27 protein-coding genes are annotated in these 25,721 nt (G+C 64.4%); 8 read left to right on the top strand and 19 right to left on the bottom strand.

The annotated features are described in order from the left end of the window. Window positions 1–2 precede the first annotated feature (2 nt). A complete protein-coding gene (locus AU175_RS10560; protein ID WP_066288380.1) occupies window positions 3–353 on the top strand; it encodes an ArsR/SmtB family transcription factor in 351 nt (116 codons plus the stop codon). Window positions 354–405: 52 nt separating this feature from the next. Here the strand turns inward: AU175_RS10560 and AU175_RS22785 are convergent, their stop codons facing one another. The 7 genes from AU175_RS22785 to pstS (AU175_RS10530) all read right to left on the bottom strand — a co-directional run bounded on the left by AU175_RS22785 (window position 406) and on the right by pstS (AU175_RS10530) (window position 5,372). Further along, window positions 406–579: a hypothetical protein gene (locus AU175_RS22785; protein WP_156642280.1), complete on the bottom strand. Its 174-nt coding sequence runs from the start codon at window positions 577–579 to the stop codon at window positions 406–408. A 29-nt stretch (window positions 580–608) separates the two neighbouring features. Then, entirely contained in the window at window positions 609–884 is a 276-nt protein-coding gene (locus tag AU175_RS21365) for a hypothetical protein (RefSeq protein ID WP_156642277.1), read from the bottom strand. 154 nt (window positions 885–1,038) lie between these two features. Continuing rightward, entirely contained in the window at window positions 1,039–1,398 is a 360-nt protein-coding gene (locus tag AU175_RS10550) for a winged helix-turn-helix domain-containing protein (protein WP_066288376.1), read from the bottom strand. 29 nt (window positions 1,399–1,427) lie between these two features. Continuing rightward, window positions 1,428–2,204, bottom strand: a complete 777-nt coding sequence (gene pstB / locus AU175_RS10545; protein WP_066288372.1) for a phosphate ABC transporter ATP-binding protein PstB — start codon at window positions 2,202–2,204, stop codon at window positions 1,428–1,430. A gap of 18 nt (window positions 2,205–2,222) precedes the next feature. Next, on the bottom strand, window positions 2,223–3,173 hold the full coding sequence (gene pstA, locus AU175_RS10540; RefSeq protein WP_066288370.1) for a phosphate ABC transporter permease PstA: 951 nt from the start codon (window positions 3,171–3,173) through the stop codon (window positions 2,223–2,225). Then, window positions 3,170–4,240, bottom strand: a complete 1,071-nt coding sequence (pstC, locus tag AU175_RS10535) for a phosphate ABC transporter permease subunit PstC (RefSeq protein ID WP_082979107.1) — start codon at window positions 4,238–4,240, stop codon at window positions 3,170–3,172. The genes pstA and pstC overlap by 4 nt, the downstream gene beginning before the upstream one ends. Window positions 4,241–4,250: 10 nt before the next feature. Beyond that, window positions 4,251–5,372 (bottom strand): phosphate ABC transporter substrate-binding protein PstS, encoded by a 1,122-nt coding sequence (gene pstS / locus AU175_RS10530; protein WP_066288369.1) that lies wholly within the window; start codon window positions 5,370–5,372, stop codon window positions 4,251–4,253. Between the two features lie 277 nt (window positions 5,373–5,649). On the opposite strand from pstS (AU175_RS10530), the gene phoU reads away from it, so the two are divergent. Next, the gene (phoU, locus tag AU175_RS10525; RefSeq protein ID WP_066288367.1) at window positions 5,650–6,309 is read left to right on the top strand and encodes a phosphate signaling complex protein PhoU; all 660 of its coding nucleotides are present in this window, start codon (window positions 5,650–5,652) and stop codon (window positions 6,307–6,309) included. 107 nt (window positions 6,310–6,416) lie between these two features. Here phoU and pstS (AU175_RS10520) read toward each other — a convergent pair whose 3' ends face one another. From pstS (AU175_RS10520) to AU175_RS10505, 4 genes are all read right to left on the bottom strand, one after another. After that, window positions 6,417–7,541 (bottom strand): phosphate ABC transporter substrate-binding protein PstS, encoded by a 1,125-nt coding sequence (gene pstS, locus AU175_RS10520; RefSeq protein WP_066288365.1) that lies wholly within the window; start codon window positions 7,539–7,541, stop codon window positions 6,417–6,419. A gap of 200 nt (window positions 7,542–7,741) precedes the next feature. Next, entirely contained in the window at window positions 7,742–9,733 is a 1,992-nt protein-coding gene (locus AU175_RS10515) for a PhoX family protein (protein ID WP_231938613.1), read from the bottom strand. A 213-nt stretch (window positions 9,734–9,946) separates the two neighbouring features. Continuing rightward, entirely contained in the window at window positions 9,947–10,633 is a 687-nt protein-coding gene (locus AU175_RS10510; RefSeq protein WP_066288358.1) for a hypothetical protein, read from the bottom strand. Beyond that, complete coding sequence (locus tag AU175_RS10505) at window positions 10,630–11,157, bottom strand: DUF421 domain-containing protein (RefSeq protein ID WP_066288353.1); 528 nt, start codon at window positions 11,155–11,157, stop codon at window positions 10,630–10,632. Before AU175_RS10505 ends, AU175_RS10510 begins: the two co-directional genes overlap by 4 nt. A 246-nt stretch (window positions 11,158–11,403) precedes the next feature. On the opposite strand from AU175_RS10505, the gene AU175_RS10500 reads away from it, so the two are divergent. The 4 genes from AU175_RS10500 to AU175_RS21735 all read left to right on the top strand — a co-directional run bounded on the left by AU175_RS10500 (window position 11,404) and on the right by AU175_RS21735 (window position 14,028). Beyond that, window positions 11,404–12,735 carry a DUF2254 domain-containing protein gene (locus AU175_RS10500; RefSeq protein ID WP_066288350.1) on the top strand — a complete coding sequence of 444 codons (1,332 nt, stop codon included), beginning with the start codon at window positions 11,404–11,406 and terminating at the stop codon, window positions 12,733–12,735. Window positions 12,736–12,804: 69 nt separating this feature from the next. Then, window positions 12,805–13,287: a hypothetical protein gene (locus AU175_RS10495; protein WP_066288349.1), complete on the top strand. Its 483-nt coding sequence runs from the start codon at window positions 12,805–12,807 to the stop codon at window positions 13,285–13,287. 59 nt (window positions 13,288–13,346) lie between these two features. Further along, window positions 13,347–13,754, top strand: coding sequence for a four-helix bundle copper-binding protein (locus AU175_RS10490; RefSeq protein WP_066288345.1), 408 nt, complete (start codon window positions 13,347–13,349; stop codon window positions 13,752–13,754). A gap of 16 nt (window positions 13,755–13,770) precedes the next feature. After that, complete coding sequence (locus tag AU175_RS21735) at window positions 13,771–14,028, top strand: hypothetical protein (protein ID WP_156642275.1); 258 nt, start codon at window positions 13,771–13,773, stop codon at window positions 14,026–14,028. A 111-nt stretch (window positions 14,029–14,139) separates the two neighbouring features. Here the strand turns inward: AU175_RS21735 and AU175_RS10485 are convergent, their stop codons facing one another. Continuing rightward, the gene (locus AU175_RS10485) at window positions 14,140–14,517 is read right to left on the bottom strand and encodes a MerR family transcriptional regulator (RefSeq protein ID WP_066288343.1); all 378 of its coding nucleotides are present in this window, start codon (window positions 14,515–14,517) and stop codon (window positions 14,140–14,142) included. A gap of 180 nt (window positions 14,518–14,697) precedes the next feature. On the opposite strand from AU175_RS10485, the gene AU175_RS10480 reads away from it, so the two are divergent. Beyond that, window positions 14,698–16,221 (top strand): SulP family inorganic anion transporter, encoded by a 1,524-nt coding sequence (locus AU175_RS10480; protein WP_066288339.1) that lies wholly within the window; start codon window positions 14,698–14,700, stop codon window positions 16,219–16,221. An 18-nt stretch (window positions 16,222–16,239) separates the two neighbouring features. On the opposite strand, the gene AU175_RS10475 is transcribed toward AU175_RS10480, so the two are convergent. Further along, window positions 16,240–16,830, bottom strand: coding sequence for a dihydrofolate reductase family protein (locus AU175_RS10475; RefSeq protein ID WP_066288335.1), 591 nt, complete (start codon window positions 16,828–16,830; stop codon window positions 16,240–16,242). A 51-nt stretch (window positions 16,831–16,881) separates the two neighbouring features. Between AU175_RS10475 and AU175_RS10470 the strand changes: the two genes are divergently transcribed. After that, complete coding sequence (locus AU175_RS10470; RefSeq protein WP_066288332.1) at window positions 16,882–17,712, top strand: hypothetical protein; 831 nt, start codon at window positions 16,882–16,884, stop codon at window positions 17,710–17,712. A gap of 284 nt (window positions 17,713–17,996) precedes the next feature. On the opposite strand, the gene AU175_RS10465 is transcribed toward AU175_RS10470, so the two are convergent. From AU175_RS10465 to AU175_RS10440, 6 genes are all read right to left on the bottom strand, one after another. Beyond that, entirely contained in the window at window positions 17,997–18,701 is a 705-nt protein-coding gene (locus tag AU175_RS10465) for an alpha/beta fold hydrolase (RefSeq protein ID WP_066288330.1), read from the bottom strand. A 45-nt stretch (window positions 18,702–18,746) separates the two neighbouring features. After that, a complete protein-coding gene (locus AU175_RS10460) occupies window positions 18,747–20,420 on the bottom strand; it encodes an ATP-binding cassette domain-containing protein (RefSeq protein ID WP_082979105.1) in 1,674 nt (557 codons plus the stop codon). Beyond that, window positions 20,417–21,262 carry an ABC transporter permease gene (locus tag AU175_RS10455; protein WP_066288328.1) on the bottom strand — a complete coding sequence of 282 codons (846 nt, stop codon included), beginning with the start codon at window positions 21,260–21,262 and terminating at the stop codon, window positions 20,417–20,419. The genes AU175_RS10460 and AU175_RS10455 overlap by 4 nt, the downstream gene beginning before the upstream one ends. Next, window positions 21,255–22,196 carry an ABC transporter permease gene (locus tag AU175_RS10450; protein ID WP_066288326.1) on the bottom strand — a complete coding sequence of 314 codons (942 nt, stop codon included), beginning with the start codon at window positions 22,194–22,196 and terminating at the stop codon, window positions 21,255–21,257. The genes AU175_RS10455 and AU175_RS10450 overlap by 8 nt, the downstream gene beginning before the upstream one ends. 15 nt (window positions 22,197–22,211) lie before the next feature. Further along, complete coding sequence (locus AU175_RS10445) at window positions 22,212–23,768, bottom strand: ABC transporter substrate-binding protein (RefSeq protein WP_197497076.1); 1,557 nt, start codon at window positions 23,766–23,768, stop codon at window positions 22,212–22,214. A 189-nt stretch (window positions 23,769–23,957) separates the two neighbouring features. Then, window positions 23,958–25,415: a glycoside hydrolase family 43 protein gene (locus AU175_RS10440; RefSeq protein ID WP_066288323.1), complete on the bottom strand. Its 1,458-nt coding sequence runs from the start codon at window positions 25,413–25,415 to the stop codon at window positions 23,958–23,960. Window positions 25,416–25,721: the final 306 nt, after the last annotated feature.

Raw genomic sequence — 25,721 nt, 5'->3', positions numbered from 1 at the left:
GTATGACCGTCGCGCATCTTCACGAACAGCCCGTAGCAGAGGAGTGCTGCACTCCTGCGGGGCAGACAGCCATGGAAGCTGTCGAGGCGCAGAAGCGTGCGGCCCTGCTGAAGGCCCTGGCAGATCCGAACCGGCTTCGTTTGCTGTCTATCGTCAAGGCCTGCGACACCGGAGAGTCCTGCGTGTGCGACCTGACCGAGCCTCTGGACCTGGGGCAGCCCACGGTCTCCCATCACCTCAAAATCCTGGTCGACGCCGGGTTGCTGCACCGTGAAAAGCGCGGTACCTGGGCCTACTACTCGCTGGTTCCCGGGGCGCTCGAACGGGCAGCTGCAGCCATCACGAGCCTCTAGGTGCTTGGTTCTTCCGCCAAGGCCCGGAACCGGATGTGGCGCTGAGTGCCTTTCAGGCGGCGGGGCGGTGGTGCCCGCCGGCGGGTTTGGGTGGGCGTGCCCTGTGGTCGGGCACGACAACCACTGGCCTGCTCTGCAGCCGGAGCAACCGGGCGGAAACCGAGCCCTCCAAGAACCGACTCATACGGGGGACCAGGCCTTCGCGGCCGCTGCCCACGATGAACATGCTCGCTCCCGTGCTGTCAGCCAACCTTGTCAGCGCCGAGCTGCATCGCCGTTGAGTACCCTCAGCGTCCAGTCCAATTGGCCGTTGCCCAAGATTTCCTCCAGGCGCTCACGAACCTCGGCGGCAGGGTAGGTGGCTTCCTCGTTTGCCGCAGGGTCCAGTGAGGCTGCCGGAAGAGCCGATGCGGGCTCCCATTCGGTCAGGTAACTTGCCGGGTCCACGAAGGCACAGAGCAGATGTACTTCAAGCGCTGCCGCGAGTCCGGCCGCTGACCTGACGAGGACTGGCGGCACAGGCCACGGCACCCCAAGCACCAGTGGTCCGGCCTGACCACGCCCGGAAGATGGTCCGTCCCAAGAGTCCATATGGTTCCCCGCTGGCATCCTTCTCCGTCCTTTCGAGACACCGGTGTGTGCACCGTCCACGCCCCGGCAGGCCGGTGCGGGTCCCGGCCCAGGTTCAGGGGCAGAGCGGAGGGCTGAGCCTGTATCCGACGCCGCGGACCGTACGGATGATGTCCCCGTGCTGGGAGTCATCACCGAGCTTTTGCCGGATGCGCTTGATGTGGACCTGGATGGTATTCGTGTTGGTGGCCTTGCCCCAGACTTCCTGGCTGATTTCGTCTGAACTGACGACTTTCCCGCCCTTCTGGATCAGGAACGCCAGCAGCAGCAGTTCGCGGTGGCTGAAGTGCACTTCGTTGCCGTCCAGGCGGGCTTCGTGCCGCTCCAGGTCAATGGTGATCGGCCCTGCCACCAGCACAGAATTTCCCCCGTCATCCAGCCGTCCTTGGCTGGTCTTTTCTGACACTGTAGTCATTGTCCATTCACCGCTTCGTCGGTCGTCTCTTATCCGAATCGTCCCGAGATGTAGTCCTCGGTCGCCTTCTGGGTGGGGTTGCTGAAGATCTTCTCGGTGTGGTCGATTTCCACCATCCGCCCGGGCTTACCAACTCCCGCCAGGTTGAAGAACGCGGTCTGGTCACTGACGCGGGCAGCCTGCTGCATGTTGTGGGTCACGATCACAATGGTGTACTTCTCCTTCAGCTCCGTGATCAGGTCTTCGATCGCCAGAGTGGAGATGGGGTCCAGAGCCGAGCAAGGCTCATCCATCAGCAGCACGTCCGGTTCCACGGCTATGGAACGGGCGATGCACAGGCGCTGCTGCTGGCCGCCGGAAAGGCCGCCGCCGGGCTTGTCGAGCCGGTCTTTGACCTCTGTCCAGAGGTTCGCGCCGCGGAGGGATTGTTCGGCGATGTCGTTCAGTTTCGACTTGTTCTTCTCGCCCTGCAGGCGCAGGCCAGCCACGACGTTGTCCCTGATGGACATGGTGGGGAAGGGGTTGGGCCGCTGGAAGACCATGCCGATGGTGCGCCGCACTGAGACCGGGCTGATGTCGGGCGCGTAAATGTCTGCCCCGTCGAGCAGGACGTGGCCTTTGACGCGGGCACCGGGAATGACTTCGTGCATGCGGTTCAGGGTCCGCAGGACCGTGGACTTGCCGCAGCCGGAGGGGCCGATGAGCGCGGTGACGCTGCGGGGTTCCACGGACATGGTGACGGAGTCCACGGCGTGGAAGTCACCGTAGTAGACGTTGAGATCTTTGATATCAAGGCGCTTTGCCATGGGAGGTTTCCTTGCAGACTACGATTTTTTGGGCGCCACGAGGCGGGAGACCACAGTGGCGATGATGTTCAGAATTGCGATCAGGATGATCAGCGTCAGGGCAGCGCCCCAGACCCTGAGCTGGCCTGCGGCTTCGGGGTTGGTCAGCTCGGTGTAAAGCAGCAGCGGCAGGGAGGCCATGTTGCCGTCGAAGATGTTGAAGTTGATCGAGCGGCTGTAACCGACAAGAACCAGGACCGGTGCTGTTTCGCCCATCACGCGTGCCACCGCGAGGATGATGCCGCTGATGATTCCTGACATCGCCGAGGGAAGCACGATCCGCAGGATGGTGATCCACTTCGGCACGCCGAGGGCGTAGGACGCCTCGCGGAGTTCATCCGGGACCAGCCGGAGCATCTCCTCGGTGTTGCGGACCACCACGGGCAGCATGAGCAGAACCAGGGCAAGGGAGACGGCGAAGGCGCTTTGCGGTTGGCCGAATGTGCCGACCCAAAGGCTGAAGACGAACAGGGCCGCGACGATGGAAGGGATGCCGGACATGATGTCCACCATCTGCGTCACCAGCCGGGCCAGCTGTCCCCGGCCGTATTCGACCAGGTAGATGGCAATCAGCAGGCCCAGGGGAACCGAGATGGCCGCGGCCATGAGCGCCTGGACGATTGTGCCGTACAGGGCGTGGTAAATGCCGCCTGCGAACTCTTCGGGGAGTACACCCTGCAGGGAACGCAGCCACCAGTTGCTGCTCAGGATGGCGGGGAAGCCTTTGGACACCACGGTCCACAGCACCCACAGCAGCGGGGCCAGGGCAACGAGGAACGCCAGGGTGACGATACCGGCCACGAACTTGTCCGTCAGCCGCCGGGACCGGCTGATCGGGCGGAATGCCCGCTTGGCCTTGAGGTCTTCTTCGGTGGGGAAGGGACGCAGTTCTGGCTCTTTGCGGCCGGTGAGGTTGGCGAGGCGGCTCATCCGTTGACCTTCTTTCCAACCACGGAGCGTGCCAGGGCGTTGACGATGAATGTGAGGGCGAATAACACAAAACCAGCCGCGATGTACGCGCCTGTGGGCAGGGGTGCGCTGAATTCAGCGGCCGCCGACGCGATCTTGGACGCGAACGTGTAGCCGCCGTCAAAGAGGGTGAAGCTGGCGGCCTGGGCGGAGGCGCGCAGGATGATCAGCACGGCAACGGTCTCGCCGAGGGCGCGGCCGAGTCCGAGCATCGCGGCGGCGATCGTACCGCTTCGGCCGAAGGGCAGGACGGTCATTTTCACGACCTCCCATTTGGTCGCACCGAGCGCCTGGGCGGCCTCAATGTGGCCGCCGGGGGTCTGCTTGTAGACCTCACGGGTGATGGCGGTGATGATGGGCAGGATCATAACGGCCAGGACAATGCCGGCGGTGAAGATCGTGCCGCCCCCGTTGAGGGAGACGTTGCCGGTCGCGAACAGCGGGAACCAGCCAAGAGACGAGTTCAGGGCCTTTGCCAGCGGTTCCAGCCACGGGGCCAGGATGAAGATGCCCCAGAGGCCGAAGACGATGGAGGGCACCGCGGCGAGGAGGTCAACGAGGTTGCCGAACCAGTGAGCGAGGCGCCGGGGTGCGTACTGCGTAAGGAAGATCGCGATCCCCACCGCTACCGGCACGGCCAGGAGCAGGGCGAAAGCGGAGCTGAGGACCGTGACGATGAGCAGGTCCCGGATGCCGAAGGCGAGGTTGTCCGCATCCGTGGTGTTGAACTCGCTGCTGAAGAAGAAGTTTACGGTGTTGGCCTGTAGCGAGGGGATCGCACGGACCAGCAGGAACACCGCGATCAGAACGATCACGGCGACGACGGAAAGTCCGGCTGCCGTACTGATTCCACGGAAAATCCGGTCACCGACAACACTGCCGTGCTTAAACACGGGAGCCGCGGAAGAGTCGGGCCCGGGTTCGGGTGCGGGCGAGTTGCCGGGTTTCTGGTCAGGTGCGGCGGCCTTCGGCCCCGCGCCGATGCGCGGGGCCGAAGGTTCGGTCACCTCAGGTCGTGGAGACGACATAGGTAGTGTCCTAGGAGATGGCGTTGATGGCCGTCTTCAGCTTTTCCTTGAAGGCGTCCGGGACGGGGATGTAGCCGTTGTCGGTCAGGCCGTTCTGGCCCTTGTCGATGGTGGCGGACAGGAAGGCCTTCACCGCGGTGGCGGTGTCAGCGTCTTCGTACTTGGAGCAGACGATTTCGTAGGTCGCCAGAACGATCGGGTAGGCACCCTTTTCGGTCGGCGTGTAGAAGGAGCTGGTGTCCAGGACCAGGTCATTGCCCTTGCCCTTGATCTTGGCGCCGGCGATGGTCTTGCCTACAGTTTCGGTGCCAATTTCCACCGGGGTGGAGTCAGCGGAGGTGATGATCTCGGCCACCGACAGGTTCTGGCTCTTGGCGAAGGACCATTCGTTGTAGGTGATGGAACCTTCGGTGCTCTTCACGGCCGCGGAGGTGCCTTCGTTGCCCTTGGCGCCTTCACCGACGCCGCCGGCGAAGGTCTTGCCTGCGCCCTTGCCCCAGGCACCGTCAGAGGCGGCGTCGAGGTACTGCTGGAAGTTGTCGGTGGTGCCGGACTCGTCGCTGCGGTAGATCACGTTGATCTGCTCAGCCGGCAGGGTCACGCCCGGGTTCAGGGCGGCGATGGCCGGGTCGTTCCAGGTAGTGATCGTGCCGTTGAAGATGCTGGCCACGGTCTTGCCGTCCAGGGCGAGCTTGTCCACGCCCTCGACGTTGTAGGTCACGGCCAGGGGGCCGAAGACCACAGGCAGGTTCCAGGCTTCGCTGCCGCAGCGTTCCATCGCCTTGGCGGGCTCGTCCTTCTTCTCGCTCAGGGGCGAGTCGGATCCGCCGATGTCGGTCTGGCCGCCGATGAATTCGGTGACGCCGGCGCCGGAGCCGTTGGAGGTGTAGTTCAGGGTCTGTCCGTCGCAGGCGGCTTCGAAAGCGGTGACGAAGCGGGTCATGGCGTTGGCCTGGGCGCTGGAGCCGCTGGCTTTCAGCGCTTCCTTGCCGCCGCACTGGATATCGGACGCAGCTGCCGATCCCATGCTTCCGGCCTGCGTGCCGGTGTTGTTGTCGCTGCCACAGGCCGTAAGCAGCAGGGTGCCTGCTGCCAGTGCTGCGAATGCAGCGCTTGATCGCTTGAAGTTCACTTAGATCCTCCGGTGTACCCGGCAGTTGATGCGGACTGCCGGAATGCTGAACGTGCGGTATCCACCGCCGGGCAACAAGCAGCTGCCATCATTCAAGCTAGACATCGTTCCTTAACAGTCTGACCATCAAAGATGAACAGAAGATGAACGGCTGCGCTGCTTTGCTTTCGTGACATGTGTCTTTGCGGTTTACGGCCATGCCGCTGGTGGCATAAGTTGGCAGTGACGGCCAGACACAGCTGGGTGTCCTCCGTCCCGGCTGGAAGGGTCCGTTTCCGTGCGCAAGGTATTTCAGGCCGAGCTTCACCACCTCGGTGAACAGCTCGTTGAGATGTCCGTCCTGGTCAGCCAGGCCATCGAAAAGGCAAGCACTGCGCTGCATACCGTTGATCTGGAGCTGGCCCAGGAAGTCATCTCCCAGGACGCACGCATCGACTTCCTCCAGAACGACCTGGACGAACGCGCCATCGAAATCCTGGCCCTTCAAAGTCCCGTCGCCAGCGACCTCCGGACCATCGTGGCGTCCCTGCGTATGAGCGCGTCCCTGGAACGCATGGGCGACCTTGCGCGTCACGTCGCCCGGCTGACCCGGTTGCGGTACCCGGCCGCGGCGATCCCCGAACGGCTCAGCGGCACGTTCCGGGAGTTCTCCGACCTGGACCAGGCCATCGCCGGAAAAGTCACGCACCTGCTGGCCGAGCGGGACCTGGACCTGGCCCACCAGATCTCGGTTCACAACAATCGGGTCAATGAGCTCCACGCGGGCGTCTTTACTGCCCTTGCCGCCGACGACTGGAATGAACCGGCCGCCCGGACGGTGGACGTCGCCCTGGCCAGCCGATACTTTGAACGCTTCGCGGACCACGGCGTATCCGTGGCCTTCAAAGTGAACTACCTCGTCTCCGGCGAGTGGCAGCCCGCGAGGAAGACCCCCTGACTGCAGCCAATCCAAGGGCACTGCCCAATGGGTAGGTAGCGTCAGCACCGACTCGGGCTATGTTCCGCCCACTTCCGGACACGAATTTGGAACCCATCGTTCCGGACTCAAGAAATGGAGGCGATGGCCTCAGCGAGCTTGATCTTGAATTCTTCCGGCAGCGGTATGTATCCGTGCCCCGAGAGTCCGGTCTGGCCCACCCCGATTGTCGATTGCATGAATGCCTTCACAGCAGTTGCAGTGTCCGGGTCCGGATACTTGGAACACACCAGATGGTAGGTGGCCAGAACGATAGGGTAGGCGCCGGCCTGGGTGGGCCTGTAAAACGAGGAAGTGTCCAGCACGAGGTCGTTGCCGGCGCCCTTGATTGTGGCCCCGGCGATGGTCTTCGCCACGGTTTCATTGGAAATTTTCACTGGCTCGGGCCCTGATGAGGTCACGATGGAGGCAATCTTGAGCTTTTGGGCAGTCGCAAAGGACCATTCGTTGTAGGTGATGGAACCTTCCGTGCCTTTGATGGCCGCGGAAGTTCCCTCGTTGCCTTTAGCACCCTCGCCCACACTGCCGGCGAAAGACTTGCCGGCGCCCTTGCCCCAGGCTCCGTCCGAGGCGGCATCAAGATACTGCTGGAAGTTGTCGGTGGTGCCAGACTCATCGCTGCGGTAGACAACGTTGATCTTCTCCGCAGGAAGGCTCAGACCTGGGTTCAATGCTGCGATGGCAGGGTCGTCCCACGAACTGACGGTGCCATTGAATATTTTGGCCAGCGTCGGCCCGTCCAGGGCCAGCTCGTCTACGCCTGGGACGTTGTAGGTTACCGCCAGTGGACCGAACACGACGGGCAGGTTCCAGGCATCACTTCCGCAGCGCGCTTTCGCGGCCTCGTACTCGCTTTTCGCTTCGTTCAGCGGTGAATCAGAGCCGCCGATGTCCGTTTGGCCTCCGGTGAACTCGGACACGCCGGCCCCCGAACCATTGGAGGTGTAATCCAGCGTTTTACCGTCGCAGATGACCTCGTACACAGCGACAAACCGCGTCATGGCGTTGGCCTGGGCTGTGGATCCGCTGGACTTCAGCGCTCTCTTTCCGCCGCAGTCGACCTGCGCTGATTCGGCATCAAGGCCAGGGCGGCTCGGCAAGGAATCAGAGTTGTCATCGCTTCCGCAGCCACTTACCATCAGGCCGGCCGCGGCCAGGAAAGCGGCTGCGACAGTGGAACGGTTGGGCTTCATGGCTTCCTTCGGGGCATCAAGTTTGACTGGGTGGGCGCAACACATCGTGCAACCAGCTCCACTGAACGTACAGCTCCCAAAAAATGAACACAAGATGAACGGTGCTGGGGCCACTGCAAGGCACGGCAACAGCGGCCATTCAGGAAACGACAAAGGGCTCCCAGGCACATGCCCGGGAGCCCTGTTGCGTATTGGCTGTATTACTTCTTCTTGGCGCGATAGACCTGCACCACCGAGGGGCGCGGGGCGCGTGTTCCGTCATAGGGGAACAGCGAGTTGGGAGCCTCCCAGCTGCCGTCCTCGCCCGGGTGCTGCACGGCGACGAAGACCATGCCTTCGTCATCCTTGATGATCGGGCCACAGGTCTCGGCGTCCCGCGGAACCGACAGGAACTGCTCGACCTTGCCCCGGTCCTGCCCATCGAGGGTGACCTTGAACAGACCGTCGTTGTAACCGATCCCGGAGGGTGCGCCGTCGGTGGAGATCCACAGGTTTCCGGCCTTGTCGAACGCAACGTTGTCCGGGCAGGAGATCGGGGAAACCCTGTCCACGGGGTAGCCGCTGAAGTACGTAACATCGCCCTGGGCCGGGTCGCCGCAGACCAGCAGAAGGTTCCAGCCGAACGTCGTGGCAGTGGGGTTGTTGCCTGTTTCGGTGATTTCCACGATGTGCCCGTCACGGTTCTCTGTGCGCGGGTTCAGTTCGTCCGCCGGTGCCCTGCCAGGCTTGCCGCGGTCGGAGTTGTTGGTGCAGGCAACGTAAACCTTGCCGGTGACCGGGCTGGGCTCGACGTCCTCGGGGCGGTCCATCTTGGTTGCGCCGGCCAGGTCAGCAGCGAGACGGGTGAACACCAGAACCTGCTCGATGCTCATTCCCGGGATGACGCTCTGACCGTTGCGGGTCAGTAGGAGCCACTCCCCTGAACCGTCGAACGCCCCGTCCGTGGGGAGGGCGCCGGTACCGTTGATTTCCGCTTCGGAGTTGCCGGTGAAGCGGGCCACGAACAGGTCGCCATTGGCCAGCAGGGTCTTGTTGTGGGCGCGGTTTCCCTCGATGTACCGGTCACGGGAGACGAACTTGTAGAGGTAGTCGAACCGCTCGTCATCACCCATGTAGGCCACGACGCGGCCGTCAGGGGCAATCGTAACGTTCGCCCCTTCGTGCTTGAAGCGGCCCATAGCGGTGTGCTTGACCGGGGTCGAGGCCGGGTCCTCCGGATCGATTTCAACAATGTAACCGAACCGGTTCGCTTCGTTCTCGTAACCGGGGACGGTGGAATCGAACCGCGGCTCGTCCAGGTGCCAGCCGCGTCCCGGGTTGGTGCTTGTGATGCCGTAACGGCGCTGCTCGGCCGTGGGAGTGCCGACCTTGAAGTACCCCTGGAAGTTCTCTTCACCCGACAGGACAGTGCCCCAGGGAGTGGTGCCGCCGGCGCAGTTGTTCAGCGTTCCGAGTACGGTGCGGCCGGAGGGGTCTCCCGCCGTGCGGACCAGCGCCGACCCTGCAGCGGGTCCAGTCAAGGTGAACGGCGTGTCCATGGTGATGCGCCGGTTCAGGTCGCTGTTCTGGATGTACCTCCACGGCGAGCCTTCACCGCTGCGCTTGAGCTCCACGACCGACATTCCGTGCCCGTTCATGGCGATTCCGCGGACGACCTTCGGGTCAGTTCCGGGCGGGACCATGATGTTTTCGTTGGTGTACTCGTGGTTCGCAACCAGGACGGCGCGCTTGTTCCTGTCATCGAGGGGCAGGATGTCCACGTAGTCGCAGTTGTAACCGAACTGCAGGGCCTGGGACTCCGGGCTCTGATTGTTGATGTCGAAGGCCGGGGCCTTCTTGAAGATCGGATCCCCCCACTTGATCAGCGGCTCCCATGAGTAGCCCTCCGGGACGGTGAACTCATCGACCGTGTAGGGGACGGGGGCAATCGCGGAGAACGGCAGGCTCCCGCTGAGCTTGGCGGCAGGGGACAACCCCGGTCCGGCTGTGGCTTTCGTGGCGGTGCCGCCCAGGAGCAGGGTCATGGCGCCTACAGCGCCCACACCAAGCATGCTCCGGCGGGAAAGCTCGGCCGAAACGATATCCCGGAGGTAGTTGTTCTCAGAGGTGTTGCACACCGCTGCAGCGCAGGCGTTGTCGCACTTCAGCGCGCAGGTAACAGCGCTGCGCTTGCCACGAACGTGGCCGAGCATAGGCAGGTTGGGAAACTTTGAAGCGGTACTCACTGGGTGGTCCTTCCACGGAGAAAAAGGCATACGCCGATGACCTTTCCAGCCAGGAACAACACCCAACCGCACGTCAGGTAAACAAGGCACAAACTCTGCACATATCAGCGGTGTCAACCAAAGTTGCAGGCGAAAGGCGGCGGCTTGCAGAAAATACCGCCCGACGCTACATGGCCACGCTTAGTCTCTCCGTCTAAGGAAGTAGGCGCCCAACGTGCCGGCCAGGGTTGCGAAGACGGCCACCGAGTAGGTGGCCAGAAGGACCTGGATGATGCGGGAGAGGATGCTGGTACCGGTGATTCCGCTGCCGGTGATGGCGGCCATGGCTGACTCAAACAGGGAATCGGCATACGAGTCATGCTCGCCTGTTGCGTAGAGGAGCTGGCTTGATGCCAGGATGACCACCGCGGTGACCGCGGTGAGCCATCCGATCCTGCTGGTCAGAAGCCTTCCGGCCGAGCGGGAGCCGCGAATCCCCGCCGAGAGAATCGAGCCATAGCGGGCCAGCCTGGCAAGGCGGAGGAGCCTGAATGCCTGCAGTGCCCGGAAGAACCTTAGGAACGGTACGAGGAGGAAGACGACCTGCCACCAGCTTCTCCTCCAGAAATCTTTGCTGAAGCCCGCAATGTAGGCGCGTAACAGGAACTCAGCAACGAACACTGCCCAGAACACCCAGCCAACGACGGCGAGAACAGCCACCATGTCAGGCTCTGTTGCTATGAGTTGGCCGAGCACCACAAAGAGGAAAATGACGCCGAGGATCCCCATGGGCTTATCCAGGCGGCGGGCCAACACTTCCGCTGTGCGCAGCCTGTCGCTTCCCGGGGCAGTAGCCGTGGTGCCGGGACTGTGTCCAGGTTCTGTCATGGATGCCCTGACCCGGGGAGTTCCTGGACACCCTTCAGTGCGGAGCCGTTGCCCAGTTTGCTCAGGGGAATCACGCTGATGCTCCCGTTGGTTTCAAGCACCACTACAGCCACGTCCGAAAGATCGCCGGCTCCGGTTGAACGCACCGCCTGCAGCACCTCGGACTCGCTGAGACGGTTCCTGCGCAGCTGGGCATGCTGAAGCTCCCCGGACACAACCAAGGCCACAGGCCTGGCCGTCACAGCAGCCCGGGTTCCGGGTACGTGGGCTGACGCCCAGGCGACGACGAACTGCAGCGCCGCCAGCAGCGCCAGCGCCGTGAGCCCTTCAAAGAAGGCCACGTCGGAACTGAGCAGGATTGTCGCCAGGGTGGATCCGAACGCCACGGTGACAATGAAGTCGAACGCGTTCAGCTGCCCCAGGGTTCTTTTGCCCGAAACCCGCAGGACCACAACCAAGGATGCATACGAAACGGAGCCGATCACCAGGACGCGCAGGATCTCCGCCCAGGAATCAAACCACATGAGCGTCCGGTCCTGACTCGGGCAATATATGGGCGTTCACCAGCATGGCACTCCTTCGATGTTGGAGGTTTCGGACGACTTCCAAGGGACAGATGAACCTACTTGACAGTACGCTTAGTAATCCCAGTCCAGCCAGCTTCGAGCCGACAGAGGCGCAGGCCTACGCAAAAGCCTGTCGGTGTCGGGTCCTCCCCTGAAAGTAGGAACAATGACTGAAGCACCTGTGACGCCAGCGGTTCGTTCCAGATGAACGGACGCAGCGCTCAGTGGATGGATGCATTGCGGACACAGCTGTGGCCACTTCCGGCGTTGGCGGTAGCCCTGGCAGTGTTCCTGGGGACAGCGTTGCCCGCGGTGGATGCTTCAGTCGACGGCCAATTGCCGGAAAGCGTCACAGCCTTTCTCTTCAGCGGGGGACCGGAGGCGGCCAGGTCTGTCCTGCAGGCGATCTCGGGATCACTCATCACCGTGACGTCCCTGACGTTCTCTCTCACGGTGGTCACCCTGCAGTTGGCCAGCAGCCAGTTCTCCCCGCGCCTGCTCCGGACCTTTACCTCAGACCGGTTTGTCCACGGCACACTGGCCCTTTTCCTGGCCGCCTTCGCTTTCGCGTTGACCGTCCTTCGAAGCGTTCGCAGCGAAATCGGCGAAACCAGCCAGTTTGTACCTGAAATCTCCGTCACCGTCGCATTCGTCCTGGCGATAGCCAGTGTCATCGGGCTGGTGCTCTTCCTGGCGCACCTCACACGGGAGATCCGTGTGGAAACCATGATGCGCAGGGTCAATGTCGAAACCCAGGAGACCATTGACCGGGTCTTTCATTCGGACCGGCCTGTCCGTGGACCGGAACCGGTCCCGACGTCCGGGAGCTTCCTCATCAACTCCACCTCATCAGGCTTCCTGACGTCGTTTGACAAGGACGCACTGTTGCAGGCCGCGGATAATTCCGGCGCCGTGATACGGATAGACCGGGAGCCGGGCAGTTCACTGGTGGAGGGCGTTCCCTTCGCCACGGCCTGGCCCGTGCAGCCGGGAGCAATACTCGCTTCCACCGTCCGGGAAAAGCTGACCGACGACGTGAACGCCGCCGTGGCCACCGGATTTGAACGCACGAACGTCCTCGACGTCGGGTTCGGATTCCGCCAACTGGTGGACGTGGCCGCGCGTGCACTCTCACCGGGCATTAATGATCCCACCACGGCAACGCACGTCATCGGGCACCTCTCCGTTCTCCTGTGCCGGCTGGCGGGGAGGAACCCCGGCCCCGAGCACCTCACCGACGACGACGGGCGGGTGAGGGTGGTGGTTTCGCTTCCCAGGCTCAAGGACCTTCTCAACATGGCGATGAACCAGCCCAGGCAGTACGGAGCCGCCGATTCGGCCGTTGCGGCTCGCCTCCTAGGACTACTTCAGGAACTCTCCTGGTGTGACCAAAAGAACCAGTACCGGACGGAGATACTGGATCACGTGGGCCGTATGCGCAACGCCATCGGCGCCTGTGACTATTCAGCGGACGAACGAAGAAGCCTGCAGGACCAGGCAGACTCCGTGGCCTCCCACGTCAACGCTGAAAAGTAATACAGGTGTGACCAACTGACGGAGTACCCCGGGATAGGCTGGTCAGATGTTGTCCACAAGGAAGTGGGGATGGCCGCGCTGAGTTGGTCTTCGCTAGGGATGCTTCGTCGCCAGGTTTCGCTGCGGGGCGTTTTCGTGTGGCTCCTTCTGGCCCTCCTCCTCGCCGGGGCCGCTTCCTATACATACGGCAGCCGGTATGCAATCGTTCATGGTCACGGCCCGGTGCAGTCGGCAGCCGGGCAGGGACTTGAGCGAGTGCCGCCGCAGCCGGAAACCACAGCCAGTCGTTCTGACACCCCAGCATCCGCTTCGCAGGCCGTACGCGTCGTCCACGAGGCCGGTCCGTCCGTTGAGCCTGAGGAGCTGGAGAAGGACTGCTGTGAACGGAACAAGGCTCCCCGCGGCGAACCCGTCCCGGTTCGGACAGGGGCGGTGGACCCGCCGTCCCTGACCCACCGCCTGCCCGGTGACGCGATTCTTGCCGGAAATGTGCCTCCGGAACCGGGTCTTCCGGCGCTTAAGGTGGTTGAGCTTTCCATCAGCAGGACGTAGAGACGGCTTGCCGTTCCACTCCGTCACGACCTGCTGTATAGACCTGGAAAGAGAAACCAATGACACATGTACAGTCCATGCTGGACGCGTACCCGAAGGACTTGGGGAACATCGATAAGGCCAAGCTCGTGGAATGCATCCAGGCGTGCTTTGAATGCGCGCAGACGTGTACCGCATGCGCGGACGCCTGCCTCAGTGAGGATATGGTTGCCGAGCTCACCAAATGCATCCGTACCAACCTTGACTGCGTCGACGTCTGCACGGCCACCGGAAAGATCCTCTCCCGGCATGCCGGCCACGACACCGCCACAACCCGTGCCGTGCTGGAAGCGTGCCGCATCGCCTGCAAGGCCTGCGCCGATGAATGCGGGCAGCATGCCTCCATGCACCGCCACTGCGGGGTGTGCGCCGAAGCCTGTCGCCGCTGCGAGGCGGCCTGTGCCGACCTCCTGGCCTCACTGGCCTGAGCCGGGGAGCGACGCTATGACACATCCACAGATGTCCCGGGCGGCTCGTCGTGCGCGGCGCAAGGAACAGCTAAGGGGAACGGCACGCGCAAAGCCCGCGGAAGACCCGGAGCTGCGGCGGATGCTTGCCACTCACATGCACTGCGGTGAGCCCATGCAGCTGGTGGCCGGACACCCAACGCTGCGGAATGAAGGGGTCGAAAGGAAGAACGACGGCGGCCGGCGCACCTACCGGTGCACGTGCGGGTTCTCGTTCGACCACGCTCAATACTGACAGGGGCGGCCGCCAGTGGCCGGATTGTCCTTGGCGCTGATATTGGGGGCGCCGAGGGCAGCCCGGCTACGGCAGCCCGGCTACGGCGGCTCGGCGCCGAAATATTCACCGTCAGCCTTGGCCGCTGAGCCTCTCGATGAGCTCATCAGCCTGCGCCAGGTTGCGCGCCATCTTTGCCCGTTCGCTGACGGCCTTTTCCAGGAAGCCGGCCAGCTTGGACTGCGCTTCTGCGTTGGCAACTCCGTGCCGCGAGAGAATCTCGAGGATCCCAGCCATTTCCTCCAGCGAGAACCCCAGGGGCTTCATCTGCTTGATCACCATCAGGCGTTCGAAGTCGTCTTCGGAATAAACCCGGAAGCCGCCATCAGTGCGCGCCGTGGCGGGCAGCAGGCCGACGTCGTCGTAGTGCCGTATGGTCCGCAGGGACAGGCCTGTCCGTTCTGCCAGTTCACCTATGTGCATGGTGCTGCCGCGGGTTTTGGCCGTCATCAGGGACCTCCGTTCCTTGTCCGGGCGACAACTCTACCATCACGTTAGGGTAGAGTTTCTGGTGGGCGGCGAGACCTTCAAGCGTATTCCCTCCTTCCGGCGCGGTGCTGCGCCCCCTTCATCTTCGAAAAAGGGCGAAGGCGCTTTTCTGCGTCTTCCTGACCATGAACGGAGCCAGCAATGGCCGTCAAAACCGCCGGGGAAGCGCAGCCTTATACCCCCGAACAGCTCCAATCGGTCCGGGAAACCCTCAAATCACCCCGCCGGCTCAAAACCGAAGTCCTCGCCGGACTCGTCGTCGCCCTGGCGTTGATCCCGGAAGCGATCGCCTTCTCGATCATCGCCGGCGTCGACCCCCGCCTGGGGCTATTCGCCTCCTTCACCATGGCCGTCACCATCGCCTTTGTGGGTGGCCGGCCGGCCATGATTTCAGCCGCCACCGGAGCGATCGCACTGGTGATCGCCCCGCTGGTGAAGTCCCACGGCGTGGACTACTTCATCGCCGCCGTCATCCTCGGCGGTATCTTCCAGATCGTCCTGGGCCTCTCCGGGGTGGCCAAGCTGATGCGCTTCATTCCACGCTCGGTGATGGTGGGCTTTGTGAACGCACTGGCCATCCTGATCTTTATGTCACAGGTACCCGAACTCCTCGGCGTCCCCTGGCTGGTTTACCCTCTGGTGGCGCTGGCCCTGGTGATCGTGTTCGGCCTGCCCAAGCTCACGAACGCCGTTCCAGCCCCGCTGGTCGCGATCGTCGTCCTGACCCTCGTCACCGTCCTGGCCTCCATTGCGGTTCCCACCGTGGGAGACAAGGGTGAGCTGCCTGACTCGCTGCCGTCGCTGTTCATTCCGAATGTTCCGTTCACCATGGAGACCTTGAACATCATCCTGCCCTTCGGCCTGGCCGTGGCGTTCGTGGGGCTCCTCGAATCACTCATGACCGCCAAGCTCGTGGATGACATCACGGATACCCGCTCCCACAAGACCCGCGAAGCGTGGGGCCAGGGCGTGGCCAACATCGTCACCGGCTTCACCGGAGGCATGGGCGGTTGCGCGATGATCGGCCAGACCATGATCAACGTGAAAGCCTCCGGCGCCCGCACCCGCATCTCCACCTTCCTGGCGGGGGTTTTCCTGCTCATCCTCGTTGTGGCGCTGGGCGGCGTCGTGTCCGTCATCCCGATGGCCGCCCTCGTTGCGGTGATGATCTTCGTTTCCTGGGCCACCTTCGACTGGCACAGCATCCACCCCCGCACCCTGAAGATGATGCCCAGGAGCGAAACCATGGTTATGGTGGCCACCGTCATCGTCACGGTCGCCACGCACAACCTCGCCATCGGCGTCGGCGTCGGAGTCCTTGTGGCCATGGTTCTGTTCGCCCGGCGGGTGGCCCACTTTGTCACCGTCAAACGGACCGTCACCGCCACGGACGGTCACGAGACCGCAACCTACGTGGTGGACGGCGAGCTGTTCTTCGCGTCCTCGAACGACCTCTATACCCAGTTCGAGTACGCGCTGGATCCGGAGCACGTCGTCATCGACATGCATGCCTCCCACCTGTGGGACGCGTCCACCATCGCCGCCCTGGACGCCATCACGGAGAAGTACCGCAACCACGGCAAGGACGTAAAAATCATCGGCCTCAACGAGGCCAGCACCACCATGCGCGAGCGACTCGGCGGAAAACTGGGCGCCGGCCACTGACAAAGGGGAGAAATAGCTTCAGCGAGTCACCCGGTAGCGCACGTGGGTGACCAGCCGCGTACCGCTCACTTCCGTCGGCTCAAGCGTGAGCTTGGGAACGCCGTCCAGCAGCCGCTCGCCGGCCCCCAGGACTATGGGCGCAATGTGGAGCCGCAGCTCGTCGACCAGCCCCGCGGACAGGTATTGGCGGGCGGTCTGCGCTCCTCCTGCAATGGCCACGTCCTTGCCGTCCGCGGCCGTCCGTGCCTGGGCCAGCGCCGATTCGATCCCATCGGTCACGAAGTTGAACGTGGTGCCGCCCTGCATCTGCAGGGGCGCGCGTGGATGATGGGTGAGAACGAACACCGGTGCGTGATACGGCGGTTCCTCACCCCACCATCCCCGCCATTCCTCGTCCCACGCCCCCGGCCCTGCGAACATGTTCCGTCCCATGATGTAGGCGCCCGCCGCGAGGATGCCTTCGAGGGCGGCAGCGTTGGGCTCAGGTTCTTCGAACATCCACCTGTGCAGGAGCTCTCCGTCGTCGCCCAGGGGGTCGGACGGGCTTTGGTTGGGGCCGGCGACGAATCCGTCAAGGGAGATGGTCAGATCGCACGTGACTCGGCTCATGCGCCCATCATGCCACCACCCCGCGTTTCGCGACCGAACTAGACTCAGGACATGTCAGCTCTTTGGGGGACGCAGACTCCGCGCAAGCCTGCACTGCTCATTTCGACCGCGCTCGTGATCACGCTCATGGGCTGCGAATACAGCGGCCCGGCTGAGCAACCAGCTCACACGTCGGCCTGGGCAGCAACGGAGCCGCCCCGCTCATTCGAGGAAAACGTCGAAAAAGTGGCGCGGCTACTGGACTTACCGCTGGCGGACCCTGGCATGCCGTCGGAAGCAGAACCCGCGGGGGAGCTCTCCGTTGTCCTGGCTCCAGGGGACTATATGGTCAAAACCGCCTGCGCCGGAGTCTACAGCGGAACGTTGACCATTCTGAGAGGCGAAGGTCCGCCGGAAACAACGGGCTTTACCTGCGACGCCATGCAGCAGCGCTTCGTCAGGCATGCCGGTGGCCCCATCGCCATCAGTGCCATCCCGGCAGCGGGCCGGCTGGCAGCAGCCGGGGTCACTGTGCAGCCCAACAGTGACCCGAGGGCTTCGGAGCTCGAAGACATGCGTGAGTGGTCAAGCCGCGCCCTGAAACCTGAGTTGCCCGGCGAGTTGGCGGGTTCCGCCAGCTCCAACACCACCACCAGTTTCGGGATGCAGTCGGCCGAGCCGGGAAGTTACGAACTGCACTTCATCTGCGAAGGACCATCCGAGGCCGGGCTGTCGGTATCCACTCCGGCAGGTGCCGAAGTTCTCGCGCCCGTGCAGGTCCAGTGCGGCGGTGGCGTGTTCAAGGCGCAAGTGCAGCTGGCCACCAAAGGTGCAGACTTCACGATGGACCCCGGCAGCGGATCCGAGGGCCGCTTCGCGTTCAGGCTGGTTCCGTCCGCGTAGCCCGTCCGGCTTTGCCGGCGTTCAGGGGCGGCGCACATCCTCGGGCGGGTCTTTAGCGAGTTAAATCTCGCCCCCCGGGCAAGTCAGGGGGCCGGCGGTGGCTGGGGAGCGTGGCCTGGTCTCACCCTGAGGCCATCTCACCGCCGGCCCCGGCATGTATCCCAAACCCCACCTTGGGAGCGAACCTGCGGCCAAACCGCCGGTTCACTAAGTCGCACTACCAATCTATTCCACCGGCGGAAAAAGCGCACGGCTCATTTTCGCCGGGCGTACGACGGCGGCCCTCAGGCCGTGCGGTCCACGGCCTTCAGGATCGCCTGGCCCAGTTCGGCCGGCTTGGTGAACTGCGGCCAGTGCCCGGTAGGCAGGTCCACATACTCCACATCCCTGATGCGCGCGAGTTCCGCAACGTACGGATGGCCGGCATCGATCCATTCCGTCAGCAGCGATGACGGGAACTCGCAGGCGATCACAGTGGCCGGGACGTCGTACCGGCGCGGATCGTGGAGGTGCTGCTTGTCGTAGGCCACGCCCTTGGGCTGCGGGATGGCACGGGAGCGGAACATGTCGCGGAGTCCGTCCGTCAGGTCCACCAGGTCGGCGTCCTCAAAGCCCTCCCACGGCGGAAGCGGAATGCCGTCGCCGTCGGCCGGCAGTTCATCGTTGATGACGTCCCCCTCACCCAGGGGTCCGCTGTCCACAAAGATGTTCCGTTCAACACGGTCCGGCCGCGCGTCGGCCACGCCGTGGATGATGGCCCCGCCGCCGGAGTGGCCCACCAGGACCACCTTGCCGTCGAGGGAATCCACTTTCTCCACCACGGCATCTATGTGGGTCCGCAGACCAATGCCGGCCCGCGGGACGTCGGCGGATTCGAGGCCAGGGAGCGTGAGCGGGTGGAGGCGGTGGCCGGCGGCGGCCAGGGGAGGAGTGACCTCATCCCACGACGACGCGTCCAGCCAGAAACCGGGTACCAGGATGATGTCCATGACCGAACCCTACCGGCGCTGTTCCGGCCCCTCAAGGGCCGGGGGTCAGCTGTGGAGGGAGACCGGACCGCGCATCAGCGAACGCAGGTGGTCTCCCCGGCACGGGATCGCGGCGTCCACCAAGGCCCGGCTGTGCTCATGGGCCGGGCTCGCGAAGAAGGCCTGGGTTTCCGCGACTTCAATCACCCGCCCGTCCAGCAGCACGGCTACGCGGTCGCACATGTACCGGACCACGTCCATGTCATGGGAAATCACGATCAGGGAGAGCCGGTGGTCGCGCTGCAGCCGGAGCAGCAGGTTAAGGACGGTGCGCTGCGTCAAGGCATCAAGGGCGGACGTTGCTTCGTCGCAAATCAGCACCCGCGGATCCAGGAGCAGGGCCCGCGCAATCGTGGCGCGCTGAAGCTGGCCCCCGGAGCATTGTCCCGGCCGCCTGTCCAGCATGCATTCGTCCAGCTCCACCTCGGCCATGGCGTCAGCGATCCGGCTGGCGCGTGCCGCGGGGGCAAGCCCACGCAGCCGAAGGAGGGGTGCCTCCATGCTGGCCCGCAGCGTCATCCGCGGGTCGAAGGAGCTGTGCGGTTCCTGGAACACCAGCTGGACGGCCGTGGCTCGTTCCGGGGCGTTGCCGGCCTCCTCCAGATGGCGGCTGATGGTACCGCGGGTGACCTTCTCCAGGCCGACGACTGCGCGGGCCAACGTGCTTTTCCCTGAACCGGACTGGCCCAGGATGCCCAGGATTCCTCCGCCTTTCAGGTCCAGGCTCACGTCCTCAAGGACGGTGTGCCGGCGCCTGCGCGGCCCAAAAGTCTTGTGCACGCCCGCGAGGGTCAGGATGTCCCGTTCGGCGGGCGGCGGCCTGCGGCGGGAGTCCGGCGCAAGCTGCGACGCCGCGAGCAGCTCACGCGTGTAGTCCTGCTGCGGTGCGGCCAGGATACTGGCCGTGGGACCGCCTTCCACGATGGTGCCCGAATCCATCACCAGCACACGGTCGGCGAACGGAGCCACGGCGGCAATGTTGTGGGTGATGTACAGGACGCCGAGTCCGCGTTCCCGGCGCTCGCGGTCCAGGAGCTGGAGCACCTGCCGTTCGAGCATCTTGTCCAGCGCCGACGTCGGTTCGTCTGCCAGCAGCAGTTTCGGCCGGCCGGCGAGGGCGACGGCGGTCATCGCCCGCTGCGCCATCCCCCCGGACAGCTGGTGGGGGTAGGCGCCGAAGCCACGGGCGGGGTCGGCGAAACCGACTTCGTGGAGCATTTCCACGGCGGTATCCCTTGCCTTGGCACCGCGCAGCCGGCCGTGAATCCGCAGCGGCTCCAGCAGGTGCTGGCCGATGGTCCGGTTGGGGTTGAACATCCGCTTGGGCTGCTGGAACAGCATTCCCACCTGGCCGCCCCGGACTGCATTAAGGTCCGATTCAGCGGCAGCCGTGACATCGGTGGAGCCCAGCCGGATGGAGCCGCCGGTGATGCCCAGTTGCGGCGGCAGCAGGCGCAGGCAGGACAGGGCGGTGAGGGTCTTTCCTGATCCGGAGCCGCCCACCAGTGCCACGAATTCCCCGGCGCCAACGGACAGCGTCAAGTCCCGGACGAGGGGTGCCTGGCCAGCGCCCAAGGTGCCCGCAGCACCGGCGCCCGTGCCGCCGTCGTGCCCTCCGGCCGGCCGAAGGTTCCGGACCTCCAGGCCGCTGATCTCCAGCACGTTGCCCGGTGTGCTCATTTCGCCTCCACCGCGGGCAGGAGCAGGGGACCGGCGGCCATGTGGGCCGCGCGCTGCCCCAGGAGCGTCACACAGAGGGCAACCACGAAGATGGCGAGTCCGGGCGCGAGGATGCCCAACGGAGCGCGTTCCGTGTACGGCTGTGCGGCGGCCATCATCGAGCCCCAGTCCGACTGCGGCGGCTGGACGCCAAGCCCCAGGTAGGACAGGGCACCCACGCTGATCAGCAGCTGCCCGAACCGGAGCGTGGCCTGGCCCAGGATGGGGGCGGCCAGGTGCGGGATGACGTGCCGGAAGATGATGAACGACGGCGGGCAGCCCACCACGCGGGCGGCCTCCACAAAGCCGCGGCTTGAGACGTCGTAGGCCAGGGTCCGCGCCAGCCGCGCGAAGGGCGTCCAGCCGGTCACGGTCAGGGCCAGCAGGAGCGGCCCGAACCCGGTGCCCAGCGTGGCCACGATGAAGAGTGCCACCACCATCTCGGGAACCGCGAGCAGAACGTCGTTGGTCCGGGTGAGGAATTCGTCGAGCCAGCCCCGGCGGCGCGCGCTGAGCACTCCTGCGGCTACCCCGATGATGCAGGTAAATACCGTAGCCAGCGCGGCCACGGACATGGAGAACCGTCCTCCTTCGAGGAGCCGGCTCAGGGTGTCGCGGCCCAGGTGGTCGGTTCCCAGCCAGTGTTCAGCGGACGCGGGGGCCAGGCGGGCGGCCAGGTTCTGCTCCGAGGGCGGGTACGGGTAGATCCACGGTGCAACAAGGACGGCCAGGATCACGACGGCGAGAACCACGGCCGCCGCCGCGCCCGCGCCCGCCCGCCTGCGCTTCGCGCTGCTATGCATAGCTGCCTTCCACGGCGGGGCTGAGCAGGCGGTGCCCGAGGTCGGCGAGCGTGGTCACGGTGACGGCGAGGGCCACAACCACCACCACCCCGCCCTGCGCAAGCGGTATGTCGCTGTTGATGACGGAGTCGAACAGCAGCCGGCCCATGCCAGGCACCGCGAAGATGACCTCCACGATCACCGAGCCGCCCAGCAGCCCCGCAAACCAGACGGCGAAAAGGGTGGAGAGGGGCACCAGCCCGTTGGGCACCACGTGCCGGAGGACCGCCTGGGCCTGGCTCAGGCCCCTGGCGCGGGCAGCCGGAACGTGTTCTGCGGCAGCGGCGTCAATCATGCCGGAGCGGACAGCGGACGTGAAATAGCTGATGGGGCGCAGCGCCAGGGTGACGGCCGGAAGAATCATCGATGCGGGTCCGGCCCAGCCTGCGGAGGGCAGGACGGAGAGTTTCAGCGCGAAGACCAGCACCAGGAGGGGCGCCACCCAGTACTCGGGCATGGCAATGAAGGACTGCGTAACGGTGGTGATCACCCTGTCCGTGGCCTTTCCCTCCCGGAGCCCGGCCGCGATCCCCAGCGGCAGGGACACCACGGCGGCGAGGCCAAGGGACAGGATCACCAGGCTCAGCGTCACCGCCAGGGCCGGCAGGACCTGGTCCGCCACCGGGGTCCGGCTGACATGGGAAAGGCCCATGTCGCCGGTGATGATCCGGCCCAGCCAGCGCAAATACTGGAGCGCCAGCGGATCCTGCAGGCCCAGGCTGAGGCTCAGGGACTGCACGGCGGCGTCATCCACCACGTCACCGGACACGCGCGACCTGATGATCTTGCGGACGGGGTCCCCGGGGGTGAAGTAGGGAATCAGGAACACTGCGAAAGAGGACACCACAACGGCCGCCACCAGCGTGGCTGTTCTCTTGGCAATGAAGGGGAGCATCGTGGGCGCAGGTGCCTAGGTAGCCGATTTGGCCGTCTTGGCTGTCAGGACGTAGCGGGACAGCGGGTCCTGCACGTAGCCCAGTACGTTGCTGCGGACGGCATCCGTGGCCTGCTCGTTGACCAGCCAGACGTTGACTGCCTGTTCGGAGAGGATGTTGCCGGCCTCCGCGTAGAGCTTGTACCGTGCGTCGGCGTCCACCGTGTTGGCCGCTTCGGCAACGATCCGGTCGTATTCCGCGTTGCAGAAATGGCTGAGGTTGTACGTTCCCGAGCACGTGTAGTCGGCAGTCAGGAAACCGATGGGATCGGCGATGTCGATCAGGCGGTTCCGCTGGCTGAGCAGCATGTCGTAGTTTCCTGCCAGGACGGCGGGCTCGGCCGCGGCGTACTCCTTGGCCTGGATGCTGACCGGGATTCCCACGGCCTTCAGGTTTTCCTGGATGACGGCTGCCACGTCGGCGAACTCAGCCCGCTCCACGATGGCGATGATCTCCAGCGGCCGGTCCGCGGAGTACCCCGCGTCGGCCAGCAGCTTCTTTGCCGAGTCCAGGTCCTGCTTGGGAGCCTCCTGCTTCTCGCCCGCCCACGGTTCGGATGGCGCGAAGACGCCCTTGGCCGGGAGCGCTGCACCTTCATACACGCTGGCTGCCAGCGATTCCAGGTCCAAGGCATCGCGGATCGCGGTACGGACCTTCACGTCGTTCAGCGGTGCCCTGCCGTTGTTCAGGTACAGGGTTGCCGTGCGCGGCGAATCGGCTTTGAGCACCTTCACGCCGGCGGCGTTCTCCAGGGATGACAGGCTGGCCACGGGAATGGAGAGCGAAATGTCGGCCTCGCCGGTCTGGACCTGGGCTGCACGGGTGGCGCCGTTGGTGATGAAGCGGACTTCGGCGCCGGCGAGCTGTACGTCGCCGCCCCAGTAGTCCTCGTTCCGCTCAAGGGTCAGGGATTGCTGGGACACCTCGGAGGCGGGAACGAACGGACCGGTGCAGTGGCCGAACGGATCCAGGGTCTCGCCGGCGTATGCGGCGGGGGCGAGGATTCCCGCGTTGACACTGGCCAGGCGGTACGGGACCAGCGGACTTGCTGTGGGCGTGGTGATGCGGACGGTGTTGGCATCCAGCGCCGACACCGAGCTGACCATCTTGCTGTTGAAGGCGCGGGCCGGGACGGTGGCAGCCAGGACGTGGTTCAGGGCGCCGGCTACGGCCTCGGCGGTCAGTGCAGTGCCGTCCTGGAACTTCACACCTTCGCGGATGGTGAAGTCCCAATCGAGCGGGCTGGACTGGGTCCATTCCGTCGCCAGCATCGGCACCACTTCGCCCTTGGCGGCGTCGTAGCTGGTCAGCGTCTCGAGGCATCCGGAGAGGGACAGCACATAGGCGGAGTCGGACTCGAGGGCCCAGTTCGCCACCGGGGCGCGGAAGTTGTCCACCACAATCCGCTGGCTGGTGTCGGCCGTAGGCGTGGCGGTGCCCTGCTCGGCCTGGCCGCCGCTGAAGCCGCAGCCGCTGAGGGTGAGGAGGGCTACAACGCCCAAAGTGATCCGGGATCGGTTGAGTGGAAGCACGAAAAAACCGCCTAGCAGGACCCGAGGGGACGTCGGGAGATAAATGGGGCCTACTTAGGTTAGCCTTGCCTGCCGCAAAAGGTAAATTGCGCGCGGCGGGCCGCCGTAATACTCAGGCCTGCTCCCCAGGCGAAGTACTACGGCGGCCCGCTTTACTGTTGTCGTGTGCCGGCTATGTCCCGGCAGTTGCTATTTCACCGAAAGCACGACGGCGTCAGTGGTTACCTTGCCGTGCGCGTTCCTGAACACGGCGCGCACCTGCAGGCCGTGCTGGTCCGCGGCGGCCGTGAACTGCAGTGTGGAGCGGTAGGTGCCTTCATCCGTCCGCCGCGTGGCAGGCTGGGTTTCCGCCTCCTGCCAGGTGGCGCCGCCGTCGGACGATGTTTCCCATACGGCAACCGGCCCGGGAGTGCCGGTGGCGGTGGCACTGAACGTGGCGTTCTTGCCTGCCTTTGCCGCCGTGGTTTTCGGTTGCTTCTGCACCGCCGGAAGCTCCACAGTCTGGTCAAAGACAGGCCAGCCGTCCTGCCAGTTGATCTTCTGCAGGCCAAGGGTGGGGAAGTAGGGGATCTCCTCGTTGGAGCCGTCGTAGTAGTGGAATGCCAGGTAGTCACCGAAAACTGACTGGCCGCCGGGCCCGGTGATGGCTCCGTGTGAATCGAGCACCACCGTCCCGCCGCCGCCGAACATGTCGCGGCCGTCCTTGTCCAGGTAGGGGCCTTTCACTGATGCGGACCGTCCTACCGCCACTTTGTAGGTGGAATCGGCGCCGCTGCAGCAGAAGCCGAAGGAGACGAACAGGTAGTAGTAGCCGTCGTGCTCGGTGATGTACGGGGCCTCGATCGGGTTTCCGGGCATGAACCGGTCGGCGATGTTAACCGTCTTGGACTGCCAGTCCGCAACGGGCTTGCCCGTGGGCCATTCGATGGGGACCAGGAAGATGCCGTACCAGAACGATCCGATGGCCATGTAGGGGGTGCCGTCGGCGTCCTCGATGATCCCGGCGTCGATCGCGTTAAACGTCTTGCCGGGGTTGTTTGGGTCCAGGCCTGTTGCGGGGGAGGAGACGACGAGCCCCTGGTCCACCCACTCATAGGCCGGATCGCTGGGGTCCAGGGTGGTGTTGGTTGCCAGGGCCGTCAGCGAGTTGTTTCCGCCAAAGCGCGACGCCGAGTAGTACAGGTAGTAGGTTCCGTCATGTTCAGTGATTTCCGGCGCCCAGAGGTTGCCGGGGAGCTCGCCGTCAGAAAAATGCTCATCGATCCAGGCCGGAATCCGGTCCCAGACGGTGCCGGTGTACTCCCACGTGGTTCCTTCATCACGCGAGGACCAGAACTGGATGGTGCCCCCGTTCTGCCGGTTTAGGAGCCCGGTGCCGTATACGTACCAGGTGCCGTCGTCGGCGATGATCAGGGCCGGATCGTGGACCGGGGAGGTATCGCCGACCACCGATTTCCCTCCCGGGAGGTCGGTTGGCAGATTTTTCTGGGTGCCCGGGGCATGCCAGGCCGCAGGGCTGGTGCTGTTTGCCGCAGTCAGGGTGGGAGCCGAGGCTGTGGCTGGAGGCAGTGCAACAGCCGACAGGGTGAGGGCGCTGATGGCCACCAATCCTGCGGCGCGCACAGCCCAAGAACGTGACTTCGTCATCACGCAATCCTTCCGAAAGAGGGTCCGGGGAGAGTGTCGCAGGCCTCGGGGATGCGCCGGTGCCGGCAATAATTGCAACGTTGTAACGAAGAATATTGCACGGCTTCCCGCTGGCGTCAAGGGTCACAAGGCAGGGCCGGAAGTAATTGGCGGGGACCCCTTGACGATTTCCGATGGGGTGTGTGATGGTTTCTTACAACGTTGCAAACTAAAGAGCCGCTTCGGATGCTGGTCCGCTGCTGCGGACTGCGGGGCAAGCTCTACACAGCTCATAAACTTGATCGCTCAACCCAACCCGGAAGGACT

The organism is Arthrobacter sp. B6, assembly GCF_001663775.1.
Classification (GTDB): Bacteria; Actinomycetota; Actinomycetes; order Actinomycetales; family Micrococcaceae; genus Arthrobacter.
The sequence above is the reverse complement of the archived record's forward strand: the minus strand, read 5'-3'. Positions and strand labels throughout refer to the sequence as shown.